The 22,251-nt window shown below is 38.5% G+C and carries 25 protein-coding genes and 1 pseudogene; 11 read left to right on the forward strand and 15 right to left on the reverse strand.

Annotated features, from left to right (window positions below; all coding sequences use genetic code 11):
• The first annotated feature begins 144 nt into the window (after positions 1-144).
• From ACU5DF_RS12180 to nqrM, 3 genes are read left to right on the forward strand one after another with little or no spacing between them, the layout of a single operon-like run.
• On the forward strand, positions 145-432 hold the full coding sequence (locus ACU5DF_RS12180; protein ID WP_446713059.1) for a DUF134 domain-containing protein: 288 nt from the start codon (positions 145-147) through the stop codon (positions 430-432).
• Positions 429-869, forward strand: a complete 441-nt coding sequence (locus tag ACU5DF_RS12185; protein WP_446713060.1) for a NifB/NifX family molybdenum-iron cluster-binding protein — start codon at positions 429-431, stop codon at positions 867-869. The genes ACU5DF_RS12180 and ACU5DF_RS12185 overlap by 4 nt, the downstream gene beginning before the upstream one ends.
• Positions 866-1,090 (forward strand): (Na+)-NQR maturation NqrM, encoded by a 225-nt coding sequence (gene nqrM, locus ACU5DF_RS12190; protein WP_045101949.1) that lies wholly within the window; start codon positions 866-868, stop codon positions 1,088-1,090. Before ACU5DF_RS12185 ends, nqrM begins: the two co-directional genes overlap by 4 nt.
• Before the next feature lie 250 nt (positions 1,091-1,340).
• Here nqrM and ACU5DF_RS12195 read toward each other — a convergent pair whose 3' ends face one another.
• The 5 genes from ACU5DF_RS12195 to ACU5DF_RS12215 form a co-directional block, all read right to left on the reverse strand.
• Positions 1,341-1,643: a hypothetical protein gene (locus ACU5DF_RS12195; RefSeq protein ID WP_045101948.1), complete on the reverse strand. Its 303-nt coding sequence runs from the start codon at positions 1,641-1,643 to the stop codon at positions 1,341-1,343.
• A 73-nt stretch (positions 1,644-1,716) separates the two neighbouring features.
• Entirely contained in the window at positions 1,717-2,169 is a 453-nt protein-coding gene (locus ACU5DF_RS12200) for a YccF domain-containing protein (protein WP_045101947.1), read from the reverse strand.
• Positions 2,170-2,231: 62 nt separating this feature from the next.
• On the reverse strand, positions 2,232-2,393 hold the full coding sequence (locus tag ACU5DF_RS12205) for a hypothetical protein (protein ID WP_045101946.1): 162 nt from the start codon (positions 2,391-2,393) through the stop codon (positions 2,232-2,234).
• A 64-nt stretch (positions 2,394-2,457) separates the two neighbouring features.
• Positions 2,458-3,888 (reverse strand): lipopolysaccharide biosynthesis protein, encoded by a 1,431-nt coding sequence (locus ACU5DF_RS12210; protein ID WP_446713061.1) that lies wholly within the window; start codon positions 3,886-3,888, stop codon positions 2,458-2,460.
• 59 nt (positions 3,889-3,947) lie between these two features.
• Positions 3,948-4,874 (reverse strand): glycosyltransferase family 2 protein, encoded by a 927-nt coding sequence (locus ACU5DF_RS12215; RefSeq protein ID WP_446713062.1) that lies wholly within the window; start codon positions 4,872-4,874, stop codon positions 3,948-3,950.
• Between the two features lie 283 nt (positions 4,875-5,157).
• Between ACU5DF_RS12215 and ACU5DF_RS12220 the strand changes: the two are divergent.
• Positions 5,158-6,304, forward strand: a pseudogene (locus ACU5DF_RS12220) (glycosyltransferase family 4 protein).
• A gap of 78 nt (positions 6,305-6,382) precedes the next feature.
• Here ACU5DF_RS12220 and ltrA read toward each other — a convergent pair.
• The 5 genes from ltrA to ACU5DF_RS12245 all read right to left on the reverse strand — a co-directional run bounded on the left by ltrA (position 6,383) and on the right by ACU5DF_RS12245 (position 10,908).
• Complete coding sequence (ltrA, locus tag ACU5DF_RS12225; RefSeq protein ID WP_446711496.1) at positions 6,383-7,693, reverse strand: group II intron reverse transcriptase/maturase; 1,311 nt, start codon at positions 7,691-7,693, stop codon at positions 6,383-6,385.
• Positions 7,694-8,308: 615 nt separating this feature from the next.
• A complete protein-coding gene (locus tag ACU5DF_RS12230) occupies positions 8,309-9,577 on the reverse strand; it encodes a DEAD/DEAH box helicase (RefSeq protein WP_446713063.1) in 1,269 nt (422 codons plus the stop codon).
• 107 nt (positions 9,578-9,684) lie between these two features.
• Positions 9,685-10,053, reverse strand: coding sequence for a YkgJ family cysteine cluster protein (locus ACU5DF_RS12235; protein WP_045101941.1), 369 nt, complete (start codon positions 10,051-10,053; stop codon positions 9,685-9,687).
• A 79-nt stretch (positions 10,054-10,132) separates the two neighbouring features.
• Positions 10,133-10,528 carry an ACT domain-containing protein gene (locus ACU5DF_RS12240; RefSeq protein ID WP_045101940.1) on the reverse strand — a complete coding sequence of 132 codons (396 nt, stop codon included), beginning with the start codon at positions 10,526-10,528 and terminating at the stop codon, positions 10,133-10,135.
• A gap of 47 nt (positions 10,529-10,575) precedes the next feature.
• The gene (locus ACU5DF_RS12245) at positions 10,576-10,908 is read right to left on the reverse strand and encodes a zinc ribbon domain-containing protein YjdM (RefSeq protein WP_446714232.1); all 333 of its coding nucleotides are present in this window, start codon (positions 10,906-10,908) and stop codon (positions 10,576-10,578) included.
• A gap of 162 nt (positions 10,909-11,070) precedes the next feature.
• On the opposite strand from ACU5DF_RS12245, the gene ACU5DF_RS12250 reads away from it, so the two are divergent.
• The gene (locus tag ACU5DF_RS12250) at positions 11,071-11,406 is read left to right on the forward strand and encodes a thiamine-binding protein (RefSeq protein WP_446713064.1); all 336 of its coding nucleotides are present in this window, start codon (positions 11,071-11,073) and stop codon (positions 11,404-11,406) included.
• Between the two features lie 67 nt (positions 11,407-11,473).
• On the opposite strand, the gene ACU5DF_RS12255 is transcribed toward ACU5DF_RS12250, so the two are convergent.
• The 5 genes from ACU5DF_RS12255 to ACU5DF_RS12275 form a co-directional block, all read right to left on the reverse strand.
• A complete protein-coding gene (locus ACU5DF_RS12255; protein WP_446713065.1) occupies positions 11,474-11,611 on the reverse strand; it encodes a hypothetical protein in 138 nt (45 codons plus the stop codon).
• A 17-nt stretch (positions 11,612-11,628) separates the two neighbouring features.
• Positions 11,629-11,763 carry a hypothetical protein gene (locus ACU5DF_RS12260; protein ID WP_446713066.1) on the reverse strand — a complete coding sequence of 45 codons (135 nt, stop codon included), beginning with the start codon at positions 11,761-11,763 and terminating at the stop codon, positions 11,629-11,631.
• Between the two features lie 226 nt (positions 11,764-11,989).
• Positions 11,990-13,819, reverse strand: coding sequence for an anti-phage-associated helicase HerA (gene herA / locus ACU5DF_RS12265; protein WP_446713067.1), 1,830 nt, complete (start codon positions 13,817-13,819; stop codon positions 11,990-11,992).
• Positions 13,816-15,060 carry an SIR2 family anti-phage-associated protein gene (locus ACU5DF_RS12270; RefSeq protein ID WP_446713068.1) on the reverse strand — a complete coding sequence of 415 codons (1,245 nt, stop codon included), beginning with the start codon at positions 15,058-15,060 and terminating at the stop codon, positions 13,816-13,818. The genes herA and ACU5DF_RS12270 overlap by 4 nt, the downstream gene beginning before the upstream one ends.
• 44 nt (positions 15,061-15,104) lie before the next feature.
• Positions 15,105-15,671, reverse strand: a complete 567-nt coding sequence (locus tag ACU5DF_RS12275) for an SLATT domain-containing protein (RefSeq protein ID WP_061028750.1) — start codon at positions 15,669-15,671, stop codon at positions 15,105-15,107.
• A 373-nt stretch (positions 15,672-16,044) separates the two neighbouring features.
• Between ACU5DF_RS12275 and rbsD the strand changes: the two genes are divergently transcribed.
• The 6 genes from rbsD (at position 16,045) to ACU5DF_RS12305 (ending at position 22,201) form a co-directional block, all read left to right on the forward strand.
• Complete coding sequence (rbsD, locus tag ACU5DF_RS12280; RefSeq protein WP_446713069.1) at positions 16,045-16,464, forward strand: D-ribose pyranase; 420 nt, start codon at positions 16,045-16,047, stop codon at positions 16,462-16,464.
• Between the two features lie 12 nt (positions 16,465-16,476).
• Positions 16,477-17,991, forward strand: a complete 1,515-nt coding sequence (rbsA, locus tag ACU5DF_RS12285; protein ID WP_446713070.1) for a ribose ABC transporter ATP-binding protein RbsA — start codon at positions 16,477-16,479, stop codon at positions 17,989-17,991.
• A complete protein-coding gene (gene rbsC / locus ACU5DF_RS12290) occupies positions 17,988-18,974 on the forward strand; it encodes a ribose ABC transporter permease (RefSeq protein ID WP_446713071.1) in 987 nt (328 codons plus the stop codon). Before rbsA ends, rbsC begins: the two co-directional genes overlap by 4 nt.
• Before the next feature lie 141 nt (positions 18,975-19,115).
• Positions 19,116-19,994, forward strand: coding sequence for a ribose ABC transporter substrate-binding protein RbsB (gene rbsB / locus ACU5DF_RS12295; RefSeq protein ID WP_446713072.1), 879 nt, complete (start codon positions 19,116-19,118; stop codon positions 19,992-19,994).
• 206 nt (positions 19,995-20,200) lie between these two features.
• The gene (rbsK, locus tag ACU5DF_RS12300; RefSeq protein WP_446713073.1) at positions 20,201-21,118 is read left to right on the forward strand and encodes a ribokinase; all 918 of its coding nucleotides are present in this window, start codon (positions 20,201-20,203) and stop codon (positions 21,116-21,118) included.
• A gap of 75 nt (positions 21,119-21,193) precedes the next feature.
• Positions 21,194-22,201: a substrate-binding domain-containing protein gene (locus tag ACU5DF_RS12305; RefSeq protein ID WP_446713074.1), complete on the forward strand. Its 1,008-nt coding sequence runs from the start codon at positions 21,194-21,196 to the stop codon at positions 22,199-22,201.
• Positions 22,202-22,251: the final 50 nt, after the last annotated feature.

Raw genomic sequence — 22,251 nt, forward strand, 5'->3', positions numbered from 1 at the left:
AACCACTTGATCTAAGTGAAGAAAATACTCTTCATGATTAGTTTTTAATCTTTCTTACGCCAATTACTGGCATATGCCAAAAATAGTTATTGGCATATGCTATAAACTTACTTATACTTCTTTCATATTTAATGGAGAGTATTCATGGCTAGACCTAAAAAATGCCGCAGGATCTGTGGCAGAGCGCCCTACAGTTGCTTTAAGCCCAATGGTGTGCCAACGACTGAGTTACCACAAATAGAGCTACTTGCAGAAGAGTTAGAGGCATTACGCCTCGCCGACTTTGAAGGACTCAGCCAACAAGAAGGCGCAGATCAAATGATGATCTCTCGCCAAACCTTTGGAAACATTGTTAAGCAAGCAAGATTCAAAGTAACAAGTTGCTTAGTGCAAGGAAAAGCCTTAATGCTGCAAACGGAGAATAAAGAATGATATTTGCAATTCCCTACCAAAATGAACGTATTGCTGGACATTTTAGCAAAGCAGATACGTTTGTATTTACAGATAAACAACAGTCAACAACAAAAGAAAATCCAGCCCTAAACAGTAGTAATTGTGGAGGAAAAAAAGATCTGTTGGCACTATTAAAAAGCCAGAAAACAAATACTGTATTAGTACGTAATATTGGACAAAAAATGCTAGCGAAACTACTTAATGCTGATATTAGAGTTTTCCGTACAAGTAGTCGTATATCGTTAGATACTCTGCAATTATCTGAACTAACAGAATTGACCAATGCCTCTCAAGGACGTCCATGTAAAAATAGTAAACAACACTGCTGTAAAAAATACACAAGCATAAAGCCAACAGCATTAAAGCCACTACAAAAGATTAGTGAGAAATTTACAGTACTTGGAGTAAAACAATGAATACCCTATTCATTACTTTTGGCGTTTTTATACTTGTTATTTTATTAATGGCATTAGGGGTAATCTTTGGACGAAAAGAAATACAAGGCAGTTGTGGCGGGTTAAATACTGTAGGAGTCAATAAAGTGTGTAACTGTGAAACAACTTGTGATGATCACAAGCTTTACCAGATTTCTGAGCCTAATCAATCTTCCAACGAGAGCATGCTTAATAATTTATAATTTTTCTCAAAAACTACTTACCTCATCATTTTCAATTCATTAATTCATACGATGAGGTTAGTTTTTTTCAATTTCAGATTTAGTTCTTTTAATAAAAAAGTATTTCACTTACAAATAAGTTTGAAAACTCTTTTACTTCTCAAGGTATGCAGTACACTGACTTTTATATGACACAAGGACTGCATAACTATGCATCGGAAAAACCATCATAAATACGATAAATCACAAGAAAATAACTCATAATAATATATTACCTAACAGGACTAAGCTCTGGTTCTTCTTCCTGAACATTTTCTGCTAAACCTATCTCTCCAGCAAAGAATATAACATTACTTAATCCGGCAAGAGTTTCGTTCATATTTCTCTCAGGAAAATCACCTGCTGAGTTAACACTTTTAGATTCAATAACTTTATTACAAACGATACTAGAGCATCCTATCTCATTATCAGATATTTCCAAACTCTCTTCACTATGATAAGAATGTAAATCTACTTCTGCATTTGCTATAGACAAACTACTCCAACCACATATAAATAGTAACCAATACTTCATTATTCATCCTTTATTATGTTCTTTCCTAGACCTCAGAAAATAAGACTAAGATAATGACAAAACGTTCAATTAACTATCGCCACTTATTCGCTTCAGCTTTTGCATTAGCATGACGAGCAGCCGCAGCAACTTCTTTATCTACAATTGTCTGCCCAATAGGAGCAATTGAAATAGCCGCTAGTTTTAAATGCTGAATAGCAAATGGAATACCTATAATAGTAACAAAGCAAGCTACTGCCGACATGACATGTCCAATCGCTAACCACAATCCAGCAAAAATGAACCAAAGCACATTGCCAATAAAACCAAGACTTCCGGTCCCAACATCTTCAGATAGCGTTAGTTCATCACGAGCAATGGCTTCTTTACCAAATGGGAAAAAAGAAAACCCTGCAATCACAAAACACGCCCTTCCCCATGGAATACCAATGATACTAATAAAGGCCAATACGCCAAAAAAGCACCATGCTAGCCCCATGAATACGCCACCAAAAAGGAACCAAATTAAATTACCAATTGCACTCATTTCATTTCCTTACTTTACATTCGATTACTACAGTCATGACATCTCAAATAAGAACACAATAATTAGTCGTCAGCGCCACACTTTGCACAACTATCATAGGTTCTCTCACCCTCACTAATAACTGTGTATTTACCTACACAGTTTTCACACAGTGCGAGTACAGGATAGGCCTCTTTCTTCTTTTTGGAAGTACTATCGCCTTCGGTTGTGTAATATTTTCTCATTTCTATCTCTCAATTCGGACTAAGCTTCCGATTATAACAATATCCCATTGAATTCTAAAAATGATTATACATGAGAATGATTTTTACCAAACTTAGCTAAAATAGTCTGAGGAATAGGTATATCAGCACATTTAATAAAGAAAAGCAGAGCAATAACACTCAGAGAAAGACCAATAACAAGCTCAGGTACACCGGTAAGTATCTGAGATAGAAATTGACTTAGTGCTATAGCAGAAATCCCTACACCAATGCATGCTACCCATCGAATATGGCGATAAGGAAGATATTCCATCGACTGACTGACTTTATATAATAAAATCAAACGCAGTGCATAAGCGAGTGCAAGTATCCCTGCTGCCCCCCATAAACCAAACGTTGGCACCGCAATAAAATATCCACCCGCGGCAGTAATCGCACAAATACCTTGTATCCACATTTGAGAATAACTGGAATCTCCGCTATAACACCCTAAATTAAGATAATCCCCCGCGTTTTTAATCATACCTATCGCTAATAGTGCAACAACAATTGTTCCAGCCATTTGATAACTCTCAGGTAAAATTAGCCTCATTAGTCCTGGCACAATCAAGATCATCATTGTCCCAAAAATAATACCTAGGTTAACGCCAAGTAACCCTTTATCTGCACAATTTCTTTTACCGTTATGCTGTTGAAGAATAGAAATACGATTAGGAAACCACCACATAGCATAAGGTTGAAGGATAAGTCCTAATATTAAAGCAAACTTAGCACTAACCGCATATACCGCTAATTCTTCTACACCAACAAAACTGGCTAAAAACCATCTATCTAAACCTGTGATCATATAGATAGATGCGCCACCAACTAAAACAGGAATTCCAAATCTTAATAGCTGTTTAGAATGCATTAAGTGCCCAAACTTCCCCATCTCTTGCCATTGATAAGCAAGTAAACAGAGTAACAAACCCACACTAGATACCGCGCCTGAAATAAGCACTCCATCAATACCAAAACCACTTTCTAATAAAACAAACGTCATTAATGCTTGTAAGACTCCCTTGCCTACACTAAGTATACAAAAACGCTTCGCCATCGAATTCATACGTAACAATGTAAGTGGAATAGATATCACGCCATCTAACATGGTGGGAATAAGTAACAACAAGATTTGATAAGCTTTAAACTCCACAGGCAACACGGTAAGCAATGATGACAAACTTACCGCAATGACAACCCCTCCCAGCAAACAAACCAATACACTCAACGTAAAGCAATTGGAGATTAACTTTCGCTTCTCTTCACCTTCTGATGTACCAACATAGCGATACATCGCATCAACAATGCCAAAGCCAAATAGAATGGTCCCAATATCAGCCAATAAGATCAGCGCTTCTAAAGACCCATATTCTTCAAGGCTCATTTGATGAGTTATATAAGGAAGCATGACAAGAGAGATCCCCTTCATCATAACGATCCCTATCGCGTAATAGGCTGATTGCTTTAACAAATTCATACTCGCCTTCCTTAACTTGCTGAACGTAATACCAATCTAGATAAACAGTGAATCAAACATTATTTAGATAGATATAAAGCCTTACTGCAATCACCAAGCAAGCTACGTACTCTTCTTAGTTCAGGCACGAGAATTAATGATCGTAAACCAAATGCTATCGCCTGCTTATAATGCTGCAATCCACGATGATAATCGGCATAACCCTCTAGAACCCTAGCTCTAGCATTTTTAAATGATGAAGGAGAGAGATCCCAACGCTGACTTTCATTTTGATAACGATTTAAAATAAATTCGATACATTGAAGATTTCTAAGTCGTAAGCTGTCAGTTTGAGTGGTCGAGCTTTGACGCATTAAATAACCGACTTGAACTGAATTCAGTGCAGCCACGTCATACTCTTCACATATTCTCAACCACAGTTCCCAATCTTCTGCGTATTTAATATCAGCATCAAACATTCGTATTTTCGGTAAAATATCCGCATTAATCATTACCGTTGAAGTACCTATAATATTGTTTTTAATAATAAAATCTAAAGGATGTTCAAGGTGAATATAAGGACTGTTATCACCTTGAAATTGATTCCAATAAGCAAAACAATCCACTATCGATTGGTACTCTTCTGTCAGGTGGTCATAATTGGTAAAGCTCATTGCCACAGTAGGATTGGTTTCATGTAATTTAAGTTGTAGTGACAGTTTTTCTGGCAACCAAAAATCATCAGCATCCAAAAACGCAATATAATCACCACACGATTCTGCAATACCGAGGTTCCTTGCTTGCGAAGCACCAACACCACCAGTAGTAATCACTTTTACCCTTTCATCAGTAAGATTATTCAAATAATTTTCAGTATCGTCACTACTATTATCATTAATAATAATTAACTCAAAATCTTGATGGCTTTGCGAAAATACACTCTCAACAGCCTTTGGTAAAAAAGCTAAGCAGTTATACGTTGGAATGATAATAGATACTTTTTTCATAATGCGACCTCAGATATGTCCGTATAATAATGAACTCTCGCATGAAGCATGCCAAATGGTAACTAACTGATTTATAATAATTATTCATAAAGACTCTCAAAATGAATATGTCAGACTTAAAATTACTCAACCTATATTTCATATTGATTGTCATATTGAGAAAAATACTTTCAAATCCAAAATTAGCAAATTAAAGCCAAATAACATACTGATATTAAACAATATATTTTATGGCCTGCATTTTGCTCTGATCATTTAAAACATAACATTAAAGGGTTTTAATATGAAAAAAGTAGCATTCATCGCACCAACCTACCCTGTCCTTAGTGAGACGTTCATTCAAACAGAGGTCGATTCTATCAAGTCGTGCGGCCACGATGTCTGTGTTTTCGCTTTTGAAATTGAAGACAGTCAGTATGAGTTTGATTACAGCATTATTAAGATTGGCAAAAATATACAAGCAGGTATGTATAAAAACCTTCATTTTTCTGGTCTATTAGAAGCAATGAAATTTGTGCAACAACAGAAAAGTATGCCAAAAAAATCTCTCTTTCATTATGGGTTAAAATTAGCATTACAATTAGCTGAAAAGGAAATTAACCACGTTCATGCTTCATTTCGGTCAACACACCGCAGCTCACGCTATCGTCGCTGCAAAATTACTGAATATTACTTGCTCATTTGTCGCTCATGGACATGATGTATATGAAACTGCTTATGATATCGAAGAAAAAATTATAGCTAGTGATTTTGTTGTCGCTGTATGCAAAGACATGCAAAACGATTTTAATAATATGGCAAAAGGCAATATTAAACTCTTACATTGTGGTGTGAAAACAGAGCAATTTAGAATGGAAAATAAAACACCCTCAGATAGCCTACGACTTGTTTTTCTTGGTCGATTAGTTCAACAAAAAGGTATCCATCATTTAATTGACGCACTGGCGCCTGTCGCTCAACAACTCAATATTCATCTTGATATTGTAGGAACTGGAGATATGAAAGAGCAACTAGAGAGCCAAGTTGAACAGCAAGGTTTATCAGAGCGCGTTCAATTTTTAGGTTCAAAACCTCATGATTGGGTAAAGCAGAATTTATCGAAATATGACTGTTTACTCGCTCCATTTTGCTTCTCAGAAACTGGATGTGTCGATACTGGGCCTTTGGTATTAAAAGAAGCTATGGCGGTCGGAACTCCTGTCATTACTACCAATATTATGGGATGCAAAGAGATTGTCACTTGTGAAACGGGTTATCTGGTTAATGAAAAAAATGTAAGTGAATTAAGACAAAGTATCGAACAATTTGCAAAACTGACCTTTAAAGAAAGAACACAAATGGGACAAATGGCTAGAGAACGAGTGGTTACGCATTTTAATGCATTTACCCAAGCTAAACAGTTATCTCGTTGGATAGAGAATCCTGCCTAATGTTATTTCAAAAGAATACTTGTTTTAATGACTATTTCGCCCAATCGAGTAGGAGGAGGCCTCGCGGCCTCCGTCCTCTCACACCACCGTACAAGCGTGGGTCGCATACGGCGGTTCCGAATACATTTTCAGTGCCTTATACCCATCCAATAATGAGTATAATCCCATCTCCATCAGTTTTACGTTTGGAAGTGCATGATTCACTTGAGGTGTTCTTGAGAGTCTCCACCAACCTTTATCTGACATCGCTAATTTCCAAGCATTTCGCTCGCTTACACCCTCTTGGCGTAGCCACATCGCTATGCTGTATTTTCGCTTTCTCTGCTTCAGGCGGTAGCTCCGAAGTCGGCGTCTTATCCAACTGTCTAGAGTTCCCATTACACTCGGTTTTAAAGCCAATTTAAAGTAGTGTTGCCATCCTCTAAGATATTGAGTTAATTCTTTTATTATTGCCTTTAACTCTCTTCCTCGATTTCGTTTCGTTATCTCTCTGACCCGCTTTTTCATTCTTGCTTTCGCCTCTTTTGATAGACGGATCTGACCTGAGTAACTAAAACTGTGGCTTAGATAACTGCGCTCCGTTATTCTTGTCGCCGCACTTTTCTCTCGGTTAACCTTGAGTTTCAGTTTATGCTCTAAGAATACGGTGATCGAGTCTTTGACTCTCTCTGCAGCTTCCTGACTACTCACATAGATTTGGCAATCGTCTGCATATCGACAGAACTTATGCCCTCTACGTTCTAGCTCTTTATCTAGCTCATCTAATACTATATTAGATAGTAAAGGTGACAGAGGACCACCTTGTGGGGTTCCTCTTTGTCTACACTCTATTATCCCATTTCGCATCAGTCCACTTTGTAAATATGACCTAATTAACTTCAAAACTCGTTTATCTTCAATATCTTCTGCTAAACGATGCATCAATCTATCGTGATTAACGGTATCGAAATACTTTTCTAGATCTATATCTACAACGTATCCTCTTCCTTCTCTGATGTATTGACTCGCTGTCGCTAAGGCATTATGAGCGCTACGCATTGGCCTAAAACCAAAACTACTCTTCGAGAATTTTGGCTCATAAACTTCTGTTAACACTATCGTGATAGCTTGTTGAACTATTCGATCTAGAACCGTTGGTATTCCCAACTGCCTGACACCACCTTTAGCTTTCGGGATCTCAACACCCAAGACTGGTTGAGGTTGATAACTACCTTCTAATAAGGATTGACGCAATTGTTGTCCATTATCGCCTTGCTTGAGTTTATTAATGGTCGCTTCGATGCTGAGTCTATCAACTCCCGCACACCCTTTATTACTCTTCACTCGGCGTAATGCTGCGTTCAAATTAGTTGGAGCGCTAATGCGCTCTAGTAGTTGAGAGGTATTCACCAAGACTCGCCTTTCTTTCTACGCCAGATACGTTTGTTACGCTTTGTCACCGTCAGTGCTACTTGCGGTTTTACCAACTGGGACAGAGTGATGGGTTTCATCGTTGCTGTTACTCCACGTATTTGAGTGTTTAGCGGCTGCTTCTTGATATATTCGGTTCAGGCCTTCCTTTAAACTGTACTGGTTTAAAGTACTATGCCGTCGGCTGACTTCTTAACTTCCGTCGAGTGACATCACTGCCGCTCTAGTCTCTTTGAGACAAAGGCTAAGATCTCCCGAGGTAAGACGCTGTTCTTTCCCATGGTCATGCCTGATTTACTGCGACACACTTCTCGTCGAAACATAGGGTTATTCTATCTATAGCTAGGTTACCCAAGTTGTCACAGCCTACTATCAGATTTCTGTTCGTCACCACCATGTTTTGCCATTTGCTTCCTTCAGATTTCACCTCACGGTGAACACCCTTGCATAGGCTAACGGTTCTCGTTCGACTGAGCCCGTAGAGGACTTTCACCTCCTAGAACAACGCCATGCTCGGCGCACTAAAAAAACACTCGGTAGGATTACATACCGAGTGTTTTTTATTACATCAATTCAATAAACTTATCGTATTGCTTACCAGTTATCTGGGTATTTTCTTTTGTTCTTCTTACCCGTACCTTCTGGTTTTGCTACTGGTTTAATCGCTTCCAATAAAGCTTCTGTGATCTCTTCATCTACTTCAAAACCCTCTACTTGTTCACGCTCAAGTCGGATTTTATTTTTCTTTTCAATAATTTTAAAGTGATGATAATCTTCAAAATCAATTAATGATAGCGCTAGACCCACTTCACCAGCACGGCCACTTCGACCAATACGGTGCATGTAATCAGCAGGACTTCTTGGTAAATCAAAGTTAATCACAACAGGTAGCTTTTCAATATCTAAACCACGAGCGGCAATATCAGTTGCGATTAATACATCAATCTCACCCGCTTTAAAGCCTTCAAGCACACGACTACGTGCGCCCTGACCTTTATCACCATGAAATACTTCTGCAGTAATTCCACGTTTAGATAGCTTATCTGCTAAGTGATTACAGCTGTTTTTAGCATTAACGAAAATAAGTGCTTGGCGCCACTGTTGCAGATGGATCAAATGCGCTAATACTGCTGTTTTTTCACCTTTATTAACGGTGAATACGCGCTGCACTAACGTACTTGCATCTGCACTTTGTAATTGCAGTTCTACAGGATTATTAAGTAGCGCTTGGGTTAACGTCTCTACTTCTTCTGGGAACGTTGCTGAGAATAATAAGGTTTGTTTTTGCTTTGGCACTAAAGCGAGTAATTCATTAAGCTCATCAGTAAAACCAAGGCTTAACATTCTATCTGCTTCATCAAGCACTAAGGTTTTTACTTTATCAAGCTTAATCGCGTTACTTGAAATCAAGTCAATCAAACGACCTGGTGTTGCTACCAAAATATCAGTACCACCACGAAGTGCCAACATTTGAGTATTAGCAGATACACCACCAAATACAGCAACGGTTTTAATTGCACCATTAAAATGCACAGCATAAGATTTAATGCTATCAGCGACTTGTTTAGCAAGCTCACGCGTTGGAACCAAAATTAAACCAGTAACATAGTTACCTTTAGAATTTTGGGCTTTGCCTGATTGCTGAAGTTCAGCGATTTGCTGCAACATTGGTAATGCAAAAGTAGCTGTTTTACCTGAGCCAGTATTTGCCCCTGCAATTAAGTCACGTCCAGTTAATACACTTGGGATAGCTTGCGCTTGAATTGGCGTTGGCTGTTGATATTCCAGCTCAGTTAATCGTGCTAACAAAGGTGAAATAAGGCCAAGTTCCGTAAAGTTGGCTGGAGTTGTGATAGTGCTCATTAATATAAAGGGCTCAATGCTAGGATAATAGCCCGATATTTTAACTTATTTATGCAGCAGAAAGTTAATTAAATTGGCCTTTTTATTTCGACCAATTTCGACAGGGACTAAACTAAGACTTGGCGGGTATTTTTGATGAAATGATGTACTTGCTGCTCTACTTTTTCATTGACCATTTGCTCTGGTCGGCAGCCATTTGGACATGGCATTCGTGGTGTTGTACCAAACAAGCGACAAATCAACGGACGTTCTCCATATACATTGCAGCCCTTTTCACCTAAATGAACACAATTGAATTCATTTAATGCGGCTTCGTGCTCTGCATCCGTTTTTCTTGGTAAGCGCGACATTTCTTCTGACGATGTAGTAACAGGTCCACAGCAATCATGGCAACCCGGAGTGCATTCAAATGAAGGAATACGCTCCCGTAATATGGCAATGATTTCACGGTTATTTAGGGGATCGTTCTTACTCATAAGCACCTAGTCTCTGTAAATTCAAAATTATTATACCGTCATACGGTAGATAATAGAACAAATCACCTATCCTCTTCTACTAGTTAGTAAACTCTTTCAGTGCCTTTAGTGCTAAGTCTGCCTTGTCTTTTTGAATAAATACATGATCGTGATAGTAAGCCGCAATAACGTTAGCACTAATACCGTTAGCCGTTAATTTAGTTGCAATGGCTGCTGTAAGGCCTACCGCCTCAAGACTTGAATGAACCATTAATGTGATCTGTTTATAGATACCATCAAATTCAAAGCCCCCTAATTTCGCGTCATTCACAGGCAAGACAAGTGTTAAGCCTTCCTTTTCTTGAAACATGGCAATTGGATTATATTGAGCATAATCAGCCAATGTTCCAGACACAGTAATAAAAACAAACTCTCCGTCCATTAACTCTGGAGACATTGATGCTAATAATGTATTTAAATCACTAATCCCTGACATTTTGCACTCCTTAATTTATTTAAGAGTTTTATAACTTTGATTTAGTATTACACTTTCTTCACAAACTTAGCAGTCACCATCATTTCACCTGCCCCATCTACTTTGCAATCCAGTTGATGATCTTTTCCTTCTACTATTCTTTTAATCACGGCTTTTGTGCCAATTTTAAGTACTTGAGAACTGCCTTTAATTTTCAGATCTTTTGCTAGTGTTAATTTATCACCCTCACTTAGCGGTGTTCCATTCGCATCTTTCACGACAAAGATATTCTCAAGCGCTTCCGATGGGTCCCATTCATGCGCGCAGTCAGGGCAAATTAATAAATTTTGGTCTTGATAAACAAAATCAGACTGACAATTTTCACAAGGGGGTAATAACATTGGCGTATTCTTCTCAATAGTAAATTTGTGAATATAATAATGGTTATTCATCATGTTATCGAGCCTGATAACATTAGTTCATTAACTTATCTAATTACTATTCATCGTATTATAAAAAATAGATGCTAAAATAAATCACAAATAATTTAACGAGAATATTCAATGCCTGTTCAAAACCCTATCCTTGATGATGTATTTGTTGCTTTTCAAGTGATCCCACGATTAAAAGAAGGCAATAACTTTGAAGTTGTAGATAAAGCAATTGAAGTTGTTAAAGCCGCTGATGTTCCATATCAAGTTGGAGCAATGGAAACCACAATGAAAGGTGAGCTTAATTATTTATTAGAAGTCGTTAAGAAGGCACAACAAGCGTGTTATGACGCCGGTGCTGTAGAAGTGATTACCAATATAAAAATTCACAGTAAAACGGAAGCCGCAACAGATACGTTCTGCACTTATGACCGCGGCGTAACCAAAGCGAATCATATGTTTGTTTGATCGTAATATTTAGCTGTCAGTAAGATGCTGACGGCTAAAACTGAGTATTGGCCGTGTTATTCAGACTCTATACTTGATCCGAAAATTTAGAATACAGCTCTGGTTCTTTACTCAATAAATTAAGTACCTTACTTGCTAAGCCTGTCGGATTACGCCTACCTTGCTCCCAACTTTTCACAGTATCAACGCTGACATCAATTGCCATTGCCAACTCTTTTTGCGTTACGTGTGTAACTGCTCTCGGATGGCCTTTACGTCGGCAATTTCATAACGAGTAACATTACCGTCTAGATTTCCTTTTTTTATTTCAACCGCTTGCTCTAGTGATTTGATTATGTCATCAGCAATACTGCTCATGGTTGTACCTCATTTTTCAATATAGAAACTAGCTTCTTCATCTGATTCTTTTCAGCTTGGTTTAAAGAGTCCTTTTGCCCTTTCTTATACATTGTTATCAAATATACAATATCAGGTAGAACCAAAAGGTAGATAACTCTATCCTCCTTGATAGTGAAGCGAGGTACATAGTACCCCTTTAGTTGTGAGTATACATGATATTAAAAATAGAGTAATTTAGAGATTGTTATTCCATCCACTCCTTGGCAAATTGAGCATCTGATGATTTCGGTGAGGGTTCCGCTTTATCAATAGTAAACCGGATGGGTATATTAAATGCAGAGCCAAATGCTATAGCATCACCTCTTGGTAAACCGGAGATCTCACTAAGAATATGATCATTACCATTTTCAATAGCATGTCGTAATGATGTAATGTCTCGTTCATTTGTTAATCGTAAAGATATCCAATTCGAACACATAGCCAGGACCGTTGCGGAGAGCTCTGAAGGCCTTTGAGTACTAACAAGAAGTGAGCAATTAAATTTTCGCCCCTCTTTCGCTAACCTTTCATAAGCTTTTAACTGAGTTCCTTCTTCAGAAAAAGGATCTCGTAGGTAATGATGTGCTTCTTCAAGTAAAAGCATCGTTGGATAATTATTATCTTGACCTCTTTTAAAAAGTACATCAGCATACATTTCTAGCAAAGAACCTAAAATAATGGGTGCATGATCATCAGCTAAATCTTTTAAATTGATTATATGGACATCCCAATCTTGTTCTTCCCCACTCTTTTTACCAAAAAGATAATCAACTTCTTTTTCTATTTCGTTTTCCCACATCTCCTTTTGATTTGAAAGAGGTTGTCCTCCATTCAGATTAACAATATTAGTAAAACGATTATCATCTACTAACTGTTGTATTATTTTCACTAATGGAATCACATTACCATAGCTAAACGCGTCTCTTTTACTCCCTCCTTGAGGTGTAACTCCAACGCATCCAAACTCTGCAACAAGTTTACCCAAAGCTGAAAATGGAGGCCAACGGCTAAACCAATCAAGTTGATTTGTACGTAATAACATAAGCCACTGACTTAAATCATTCTGCCCTTCTTGTCGACAATCATCGACCAATTCAAATTGAGAAGGCGGGGATACATTTGTAGTATCTGTTTTCTGAACCCATACAGTATTACCACTTCCCTGAAAAACCATATGCAAAGACTTAAGTGCATTACGAAGAGCTGGAAGTTGCGTTTTATCGCTAGGACGTAATAATTTAATTAAGCCAGCATACCCAAAAGCTTGATACGGAATTCTATGCCTATATATTTGATTTCCTAAAAATACTTCCTCAACTTCCATACTTGGAGGTGGTGGCACATTACCCGCGCCAGAATTACCTAAAATTGTATGCTTAACTTTCTTATAACCTTCAAATGCTTGTGCATACTCACCATTAATATCAAAAATAACTAATCTTGATTTGTTAAATTTATTCCGTATACGTTGCGCTAATAAGGCATTAAAATTCGATTTTCCATAACCAGTACTACCTAAAACAGCTAGATGACGTGATAAAAGAGAATTAACCCCTGCCTTAATTTTAGTTGTTTTAGTCCTAGAATCCCTTCCTAATTCTATAGCTTGTTCTTTCTCATCTTCATTTACCCCATAGATCGTTTCTAAATAATCTGAAGATAAAGGAATGGCTTTAGCGCCAAGAGTTGGCAATTTCCAATTTTCTGAAACAAACTTCCTAGAGTTATCATCTTGATAAACATAACCAATCGAGTAAGCAATTAATTGTCTCAGTGGAATATCACTAACATTCATCGTTCCTACATTCAAAGAGTGAGCTTTATCTGGATCAGTAAAAGCCATATCGGTAACTCTCGCGATAATTAGACAACGCCCAGCGTCTAATCCAATTAAATCTCCCGGCTGCGATACTGAACTGACACCATGCCGATGGGATGCCAACTGCCCTTTATGTCCATCAAGTAAATTAACCCGTATCTTTGAGCCTTCTAAAGCAACAACATAACCTATAGATGAAATCGTCTCTAATGTCATAATTCTTTACTACTCTGAACTAAATCATTAATTGCATCGACCAAGTCACGCGCACTAGTATCTTTCGGAAATAGCACAGGCTTAGGAATATATTTCACAAAAGCATCAAAATATGCCTTTTCTCCTCCACCAACAATGGTTATTTGATTTAAAGACAGTGACTTAAGCTTTTTAATACATTTTTTAGCCTCACTCATCTCTTGATTTATTTCTGGAAGTGAATCTAATTCAGGGAAAAAAATTACGATATGAAGAGAAGGATTTAGCAATGCACCTAGAATTATACGGTTAATATGATAATCACCAAAGCCATAACCATTTACAAAAATTGCAGTTTGAGGTTTGGAAAGAAATTCACTGAATCGTCTGAACATTTCACCATAAACAAACCCAATTGTGTGGTGATATTTATTAGCTCCAGGATAAATTAAAAATTGCTTGTTAAATACTGAATCCCCGTTTAATAACGGTTCAATATATTTACTTTTCGCCAATGGTGAAGGTATTTCTATAATCTCATTTCCTTGCTCTTGAACCCAAGTTAAAGAGCCATGTAATTTAAATAAATACGCATGATAATGGCCGAACCTTGCTTCACCTTGTGCATTCACATTTCTAAAGCTTAAATCAAAATTTTGAGGCTGAAAGGTTCTTGTATGTAACCCAGAAAAACCATTAAATAGTTGAATGCCCACTTCTTCTGCTGACCATTCTAAAGAAAGATCATAATTAGTAGTAAACAACATAGGAGCAGCTTGTCCCGGTTGGCGGTTTGAGATTAATTTCTCTAATAGCGACCGATGAGAAGAGAATCTTTCTTCTCTACCTATATGAGATTTATCAAAACTGTCAACTCCTACCAACAAAGCAGCCTTTGTAACTGACTGATATAATGCTAGTAAGATTTTATTTAATCGGAGAGTTTCTTTTGTCTCTGTATCTAATGCTTTATATACAGATAAAAACTGAGTCACTTTATCTAATAGCAATTCCACATTGATAATATTCGAGTGTTCTTCAACTTCAGGGATTAATTTGAATGCTTTTAGTTCTGGGATAAGAAGTTCGTTATTAATTTTAAAATCTTCCCAAACTTGTTGCATTGTCATCCCACCGCAACCAGCAGACGCGCCCGCCCCTAAAAGAGCACCAACATTTTCAAGTTGGCATAACGATGTTAAGTGGTTTCTAAAATCCTCTTCAGAAATTGCATTACCACCTTGGTAAATAAAATCATTCATTACAAACCCAACTTATCTTTAATAACATACATGACCAACTCCATCTAAACTGCGACAACAAAAAAGATGACGGCAAACATTAGTGCAAATAAAACATGAAACATAATTTTTGATTTACTTTCAGTGTGTGGTGTTAGCAACGAATCCTCTGACAAATTATTCCATTCCGTAATTATCAAATCATACTCATTTTCAATATTTTCTTTTTGAATAAGATCAGCATTAATCTTTAATTGAAGAACTTCTATTGAACGAGCAAGATTTGCATATCTTGCACCAGATGATCGATGCATTTCAGCTCGCTCACCAAACCTTGCTTGAGTAACAATTCCTGATATTACTGCCGAAATACACCCCATAAGAACAACAATATGTTGCTCTGTTATCCCGAATAAAATTTCTTCTGGTTTATTCAATGAAAAGAAAGAAAATACGGTTACAAATACAGTCGAATAGATAAGCACATAACCTAAAAACTGAGAGCGATCAAATAAAACTTCCGCTCTTTTGTAATGTCCATCCCTAGCTTCTCTACAACGTTTTGCCCAAGAAGTAAGAACGCATATCAATTCAGGAGCTGCAAATTCATTATAATTGTTGTCTATTTTCATAATAATCTTTAACTAGCCTTTAGAAGATTGCATTCTATTAGAAGTTTTTAATCTTTAACATGATTAAAATCATATAGTTGAAATTACATCATAGTTAATGAGACCAATCGTTGGTTAATAGATCTAAGAATAATTGCCTTTCATCTATACCTTGCAGCCTCAGTTTCCTCCTCCCACCCACCAAAATTTGACCAAGATCTCCTATTTATCACTCTATCAATTAGAACTCTGCGTTTGATCACACTTAGTTACATTCTTAGGTGCAAAGTGCCAATTATTACTCTAAATTCACCATCGAAACGTTTACGCAAACGTTTCGATGAGCATTAAACAAGCAGTATGTGTTCATAATTAATTAACTAAAGGTATTCTCATGAAGAAAAATACACTACTAAACGCAGAATTATCGTATGTAATCGCCACTCTTGGCCATACTGATGAAGTCACCATTTGCGATGCTGGCCTGCCGATTTTTGAAGAATCACAACGCATCGATTTAGCGGTAGTTCAGGGAATACCAACCTTTATTGATACCGTAAAAGCAACATTGTCTGAGATGCAAATTGAAGGCGCTATCGTTGCTGAAGAATTCAAAACCGTTAGCCCACAACTGCATGATGAGCTGATGGCACTTATTGCAGCTGAAGAAGCACTATGTGGAAAATCAATTACCGTTTCTTATGTGTCTCACGAAGCATTCAAAGTGCACACACAACAAAGTAAAGCGGTCGTTCGTACTGGTGAATGTACTCCTTACGCTAACGTGATTTTCCAATCTGGCGTTGTATTTTAAATAGGACACGTTATGACTCAAGCTATCTTAGAATTAAACGGTATTGAGAAAGCCTTCCCCGGAGTAAAAGCTCTGGATGGTGCTTGTCTTAATGTCTATCCCGGTAAAGTTATGGCCTTAATGGGCGAAAATGGCGCGGGTAAATCAACCTTAATGAAGTCATTAACTGGCATCTACGCAATGGATGCAGGTGAAATTCGTTACGAAGGCAAAGCAGTTAACTTTAATGGCCCTAAGCACTCTCAAGAATCTGGTATCAGTATTATTCACCAAGAGCTGAACCTTATTCCTGAACTGACCATTGCAGAAAACATCTTTTTAGGCCGTGAGAAAACCAATGCATTTGGTGGTATCAAATGGGCTGAAATGTACAGCGATGCCGATGCCCTACTTAAACGTTTGAATGTAAAACACCACTCTCGCCAACTATTAGGGGAATTGAGTTTAGGTGAGCAACAAATGGTTGAGATTGCCAAAGCGTTGTCGTTCAAATCTAAAGTTATCATCATGGATGAGCCGACAGATGCCTTAACAGATACTGAAACTGAATCTCTATTTAAAGTCATTAATGAACTTCGTGATGAAGGTTGCGGCATTGTTTATATTTCGCACCGTCTAAAAGAAATCTTCGAGATCTGTGATGATATTACTATCCTTCGTGATGGTAAGTTCATTGGCGAACGTGTGGTTGCAGAGATTAATGAAGACATCCTAATTGAAATGATGGTTGGTCGCCGTTTAGATGAGCAATACCCTCGTATCGACGTTCAACACAACGAAAAATCATTAGAGCTATTCGATGTTTCTGGTCCTGGTGTTCATAATGTTAGCTTCTCATTAGATCGCGGCGAGATCCTTGGCGTGTCAGGTTTGATGGGCGCAGGTCGTACTGAGTTAATGAAAATTATCTACGGTGCAGCACCAATGACGTGTGGTGCGATTAAACTAAACGATAAGATGATTAACCCTATCTCTCCTCGTGATGGTTTAGCAAATGGCATCGCTTATATCTCTGAAGACCGTAAAGGTGATGGCTTAGTATTAGGCTTATCAGTGAAAGAGAACATGTCTCTATGCTCATTAGATCAGTTATCAAAAGGCATTCAGCTTGATCATTACGCTGAAGTCACAGCAGTAGAAGATTTTATTCGCTTATTTAATATCAAAACCCCTACTCGTGACCAAATAATTGGGAACTTGTCTGGTGGTAATCAACAAAAAGTAGCGATTGCTAAAGGCTTAATGACTCGCCCTAAAGTCTTGATTTTAGATGAGCCAACCCGTGGCGTTGATGTTGGTGCGAAAAAAGAGATCTACCAATTAATTAACCAATTTAAAGCGGAAGGCATGAGCATTATTTTAGTCTCATCAGAAATGCCTGAAGTATTAGGAATGAGTGACCGCATCTTGGTTATGCATGAAGGCCGTATCAGTGGCGAATTCATGGCAAAAGATGCCGATCAAGAAAAATTATTGGCTTGTGCAGTAGGAAAAACTGTTCAGCAAAACGTCGAGGTAACAGCATGAGCACTAAATCTATGACTTCATCTGAATCACAAAAAAAGAAAGGCGGCATTTTCTCTAAAGAATGGCTGATTGAACAAAAATCGTTAATCGCGCTATTGTTGTTAATTGTCGTGGTGTCATTTTTAAACGAAAACTTTTTTACTGTCGACAATATCTTAAACATTTTACGTCAAACCTCGGTTAACGCTATTATCGCAGTAGGTATGACACTGGTTATTTTAACTGCCGGTATTGATTTGAGTGTAGGCTCAGTACTCGCGCTTTGTGGTGCCTTTGCAGCAACCATGATTGGTCTTGAAATTCACCCTATCATTGCCGTTCCTACTGCGCTACTTGCGGGTGCTGCTCTGGGTGCAATTAGTGGTATTATTATCGCTAAAGGTAAGGTTCAAGCCTTTATTGCAACACTAGTAACCATGACGTTGCTTCGTGGTGTGACGATGGTTTATACAGAAGGCCGCCCTATCTCAACAGGCTTTACTGATGTTGCAGATAGCTTTTCATGGTTCGGTACAGGTTATGCACTTGGCATCCCAGTTCCAATCTGGTTAATGGTTATCGTATTTGCATCTGTATGGTATTTACTAAATCACACTCGCTTTGGTCGTTACGTTTACGCACTGGGTGGCAATGAATCAGCAACACGCTTATCTGGTATCAATGTAGATCGCGTTAAAATCGGTGTTTACGCTATCTGTGGTCTACTTGCTGCACTGGCAGGTTTAATCGTAACGTCTCGTCTTTCTTCAGCTCAACCAACTGCTGGTATGGGTTATGAGTTAGATGCTATCGCAGCGGTAGTGCTTGGCGGTACAAGCCTAGCGGGTGGTAAAGGTCGCATCATGGGCACATTAGTTGGTGCTCTGATTATCGGCTTCTTGAACAACGCACTGAACTTATTAGATGTTTCTTCTTACTACCAAATGATTGCCAAAGCTGTGGTTATCCTACTGGCAGTATTAGTGGACAACAAAAACAAGTAATACACATTATTTATAACACTCAATAACTATACGAATAAGAGTCACCCCTATAAATTCGTTTGCTATTTAAAACAAAAAATAGGCACAACCAGACGTACCATGTTTGATTTGTGCCGCCCTACACTCTACAAGGAATATAGAATGAAAAAGTTAGCAACCCTAATCTCTGCAGCCCTACTTTCTGCTTCTTTCACATCGACAGCTGCGGCTCAAGATACAATGGCAATGGTCGTGTCTACATTGAACAACCCATTTTTCGTGACCATGAAAGAAGGGGCTGAAGCAAAAGCAAAAGACCTAGGCTATAAACTGATTGTTCTGGATTCTCAAAACGATCCAAGTAAAGAGCTTTCAAATGTTGAAGACCTTACGGTTCGTGGCGTAAAAGCAATCCTAATTAACCCAACAGATTCTGATGCGGTATCAAATGCCATTCGTATGGCTAACCGTTCTGGTATCCCTGTCCTAACTCTTGACCGTGGTGCAAGCCGTGGTGATGTAGTGAGCCACATTGCTTCAGATAACGTTGCTGGTGGCGAAATGGCGGGTAAATACATCATGGAAAAAGTGGGCGAAAAGGCACGCGTTATCCAACTTGAAGGTATTGCTGGTACATCAGCTGCGCGTGAGCGTGGTGAAGGTTTCATGAAAACAGTAAACAGCGACGGTCTTGAACTACTAGGTAGCCAACCAGCTGATTTTGACCGTACAAAAGGTCTTAACGTAATGGAAAACATGATTGCAGCAAACCCTGATGTTCAAGCGGTATTTGCTCAAAATGATGAAATGGCGTTAGGTGCTCTACGTGCTGTTCAAGCTTCTGGTAAAGACGTTCTAATCGTTGGTTTTGATGGCACTGAAGATGGTATCGCTGCCGTTAACCGTGGCCTACTTGGTGCAACCATCGCACAACAACCTGACCTAATTGGTGCGCTTGGTGTTGAAACAGCCGTTAAAGTACTTAAAGGTGAAACAGTAGAAAAATACATTCCTGTTGACCTAAAAGTTATCGCTAAGTAATTGAATAAAAAGCTTAGTAAATAAAAATGGAGCATTGGTGCGCTCACAACTAAATTGCACCGATGCTCTACTCTTCTCAAAAATAGAAACACAGAAAACGTATCGTTAAATGAATGAAACTATAAATAAGTTAGTCACCCATTTACCTATATGTTTTAAGACCGATAACTTCAAGGTCATTTCCAGATAAGAAACAAAGGCACATTATGAATAAATTAGTTGTTTTAGGTAGCGTAAACGCAGACCACGTTCTTCAAGTTGCTTCTTTCCCACGTCCAGGCGAGACGTTACACGGTCACAGTTATTCCGTTATTCCTGGTGGCAAAGGTGCAAACCAAGCTGTTGCTGCGGCGCGTTTAGGTGCCGATATCGCGTTTATCGCAAGCGTAGGTGACGACAGCTTTGGTCACCAAATGATTGAAGCATTTAAGTTCGATGGTATAAATACTGAAGCTGTGATGATTGAAGAAAACACACCAACCGGCATCGCAATGATCCAAGTTGCTGCAACTGGTGAAAACAGCATCTGTATTTCTGCTGAAGCGAACGCACGATTAACGGCAGATCGCATTGCGCCTCATCACGGACTAATTGAAGCAGCTGATACCTTGCTAATGCAACTTGAAACACCGATTGAAACCATCGAAAAAGCAGCACAAATTGCAAAAGCAGCAGGCACTAAAGTCGTTCTAAACCCTGCCCCTGCTCACCAATTAAGTGATGACTTATTACAACTTGTTGATATGATTACCCCAAATGAAACAGAAGCTGAATTGCTAACGGGGATTGAAGTGACTGATATGGCAAGCGCTCAACAGGCTGCTGACGCACTTCATGCGAAAGGCATTGAAACGGTAATGATCACTTTAGGTAGCAAAGGCGTGTGGATTAGCCAAGATGGCAAAGGCCGTCAAGTTGAAGGCTTTAGAGTTCAAGCAACCGACACAACAGGCGCAGGTGATACCTTTAACGGTGCGTTTTTAACAGGCTTACAATCTGGTCGTAAATTAGATGATGCGATTAAATTTGCTCATGCTGCGGCAGCAATATCAGTAACTCGAATGGGTGCTCAAACCTCTATCCCTTCTATTACAGAAGTCGAGCGTTTTCTACTAGAGCACTAATACCGACTTTCGTGTCTTTATGAGCTAAACACCTTAGTGATTTACTCATAAAGACATAAACAAAGGATTGAATTTATGGCAACAATCAAAGATGTAGCCAAGCATGCGAGTGTCTCTACCTCTACGGTAAGTCATGTTCTAAACAAAACACGCTTTGTCAGTGATGATATTTCTGAGCGTGTAATGACTGCTGTATCTGAGCTGAATTATGCGCCCTCTGCGCTCGCTCGTAGCTTAAAAGTCAACCACACTAAAACCTTTGGTATGCTAGTCACCACCTCTACCAACCCTTTCTTTGGTGAAGTAGTAAAAGGCGTTGAACGACGCTGTTATGAAATGGGTTATAACCTGATTTTATGTAATACCGAAGGCGATGCACAACGTGTTCATTCAAGTTTAGATACCCTACTACAAAAGCGCGTTGATGGCTTATTGCTGATGTGTACTGAAATTGAAAATCAAGTGCTTGAGCTATTCTCTCGTTATCAAGCCGTTCCAACCGTTGTTATGGATTGGGGGTTAATTGATTTTCCAAGCGATAAGATCCAAGATAATTCCCACCACGGCGGTTACTTAGCAACAAAACATTTGATTGAACAAGGTCACAAAGAGATAGGCTGCCTCACTGGCCCTCTGAACAAACTGCAAGCGCAGCAACGTTTAAGTGGCTTTGTGCAAGCAATGGAAGAGTCAGGATTAGACATTAATAAACAGTGGATCGCCTCTGGTGATTTTGAATGCGAAGGTGGCGAAAGCGCATTTAATGAGCTTCATAGCAGGGGCAAATTACCAACCGCACTATTTGTTTGTAATGACATGATGGCAATGGGAATGATCAATTGCGCGAGCAAAAAAGGGATTTCTGTTCCCGATGATATTTCAATTGTTGGCTACGATGACATTAAAATGGCCAAATACATTACGCCATCGTTAACGACTATCCATCAGCCAAAACATCGTTTAGGACAACAAGCGGTTGATTCATTGTTGGAGAAAATTCAAACTAAATCAGAAACAAATCATGTGATACAGCTAGAACCAACCCTCATGGTTCGTGACAGTGTTAAAACTTTCACAGCCTAAGCTATTACTGTAAATAATAAGAAATAGAGTAGCGCTACTATAAGTACTCT

This window comes from Aliivibrio wodanis (assembly GCF_052920805.1).

Excerpts from the sequence above, each read along its gene's own strand:
- ACU5DF_RS12195 (WP_045101948.1), bottom strand. The coding sequence starts at position 1,643 with ATGAAGTATTGGTTACTATTTATATGTGGTTGGAGTAGTTTGTCTATA.
- ACU5DF_RS12305 (WP_446713074.1), top strand. The coding sequence starts at position 21,194 with ATGGCAACAATCAAAGATGTAGCCAAGCATGCGAGTGTCTCTACCTCT.
- ACU5DF_RS12245 (WP_446714232.1), bottom strand. The coding sequence starts at position 10,908 with ATGTTATTACCCCCTTGTGAAAATTGTCAGTCTGATTTTGTTTATCAA.
- ACU5DF_RS12235 (WP_045101941.1), bottom strand. The coding sequence starts at position 10,053 with ATGAGTAAGAACGATCCCCTAAATAACCGTGAAATCATTGCCATATTA.
- rbsB (WP_446713072.1), top strand. The coding sequence starts at position 19,116 with ATGAAAAAGTTAGCAACCCTAATCTCTGCAGCCCTACTTTCTGCTTCT.
- ACU5DF_RS12260 (WP_446713066.1), bottom strand. The coding sequence starts at position 11,763 with ATGAGCAGTATTGCTGATGACATAATCAAATCACTAGAGCAAGCGGTT.
- ACU5DF_RS12180 (WP_446713059.1), top strand. The coding sequence starts at position 145 with ATGGCTAGACCTAAAAAATGCCGCAGGATCTGTGGCAGAGCGCCCTAC.
- ACU5DF_RS12255 (WP_446713065.1), bottom strand. The coding sequence starts at position 11,611 with ATGGCAATTGATGTCAGCGTTGATACTGTGAAAAGTTGGGAGCAAGGT.
- ACU5DF_RS12240 (WP_045101940.1), bottom strand. The coding sequence starts at position 10,528 with ATGTCAGGGATTAGTGATTTAAATACATTATTAGCATCAATGTCTCCA.
- ACU5DF_RS12230 (WP_446713063.1), bottom strand. The coding sequence starts at position 9,577 with ATGAGCACTATCACAACTCCAGCCAACTTTACGGAACTTGGCCTTATT.
- ACU5DF_RS12215 (WP_446713062.1), bottom strand. The coding sequence starts at position 4,874 with ATGAAAAAAGTATCTATTATCATTCCAACGTATAACTGCTTAGCTTTT.
- ACU5DF_RS12185 (WP_446713060.1), top strand. The coding sequence starts at position 429 with ATGATATTTGCAATTCCCTACCAAAATGAACGTATTGCTGGACATTTT.
- rbsD (WP_446713069.1), top strand. The coding sequence starts at position 16,045 with ATGAAGAAAAATACACTACTAAACGCAGAATTATCGTATGTAATCGCC.
- ACU5DF_RS12270 (WP_446713068.1), bottom strand. The coding sequence starts at position 15,060 with ATGAATGATTTTATTTACCAAGGTGGTAATGCAATTTCTGAAGAGGAT.
- rbsA (WP_446713070.1), top strand. The coding sequence starts at position 16,477 with ATGACTCAAGCTATCTTAGAATTAAACGGTATTGAGAAAGCCTTCCCC.
- ACU5DF_RS12210 (WP_446713061.1), bottom strand. The coding sequence starts at position 3,888 with ATGAATTTGTTAAAGCAATCAGCCTATTACGCGATAGGGATCGTTATG.
- nqrM (WP_045101949.1), top strand. The coding sequence starts at position 866 with ATGAATACCCTATTCATTACTTTTGGCGTTTTTATACTTGTTATTTTA.
- herA (WP_446713067.1), bottom strand. The coding sequence starts at position 13,819 with ATGACATTAGAGACGATTTCATCTATAGGTTATGTTGTTGCTTTAGAA.
- ACU5DF_RS12200 (WP_045101947.1), bottom strand. The coding sequence starts at position 2,169 with ATGAGTGCAATTGGTAATTTAATTTGGTTCCTTTTTGGTGGCGTATTC.
- ACU5DF_RS12275 (WP_061028750.1), bottom strand. The coding sequence starts at position 15,671 with ATGAAAATAGACAACAATTATAATGAATTTGCAGCTCCTGAATTGATA.
- rbsK (WP_446713073.1), top strand. The coding sequence starts at position 20,201 with ATGAATAAATTAGTTGTTTTAGGTAGCGTAAACGCAGACCACGTTCTT.
- ACU5DF_RS12250 (WP_446713064.1), top strand. The coding sequence starts at position 11,071 with ATGCCTGTTCAAAACCCTATCCTTGATGATGTATTTGTTGCTTTTCAA.
- ACU5DF_RS12205 (WP_045101946.1), bottom strand. The coding sequence starts at position 2,393 with ATGAGAAAATATTACACAACCGAAGGCGATAGTACTTCCAAAAAGAAG.
- rbsC (WP_446713071.1), top strand. The coding sequence starts at position 17,988 with ATGAGCACTAAATCTATGACTTCATCTGAATCACAAAAAAAGAAAGGC.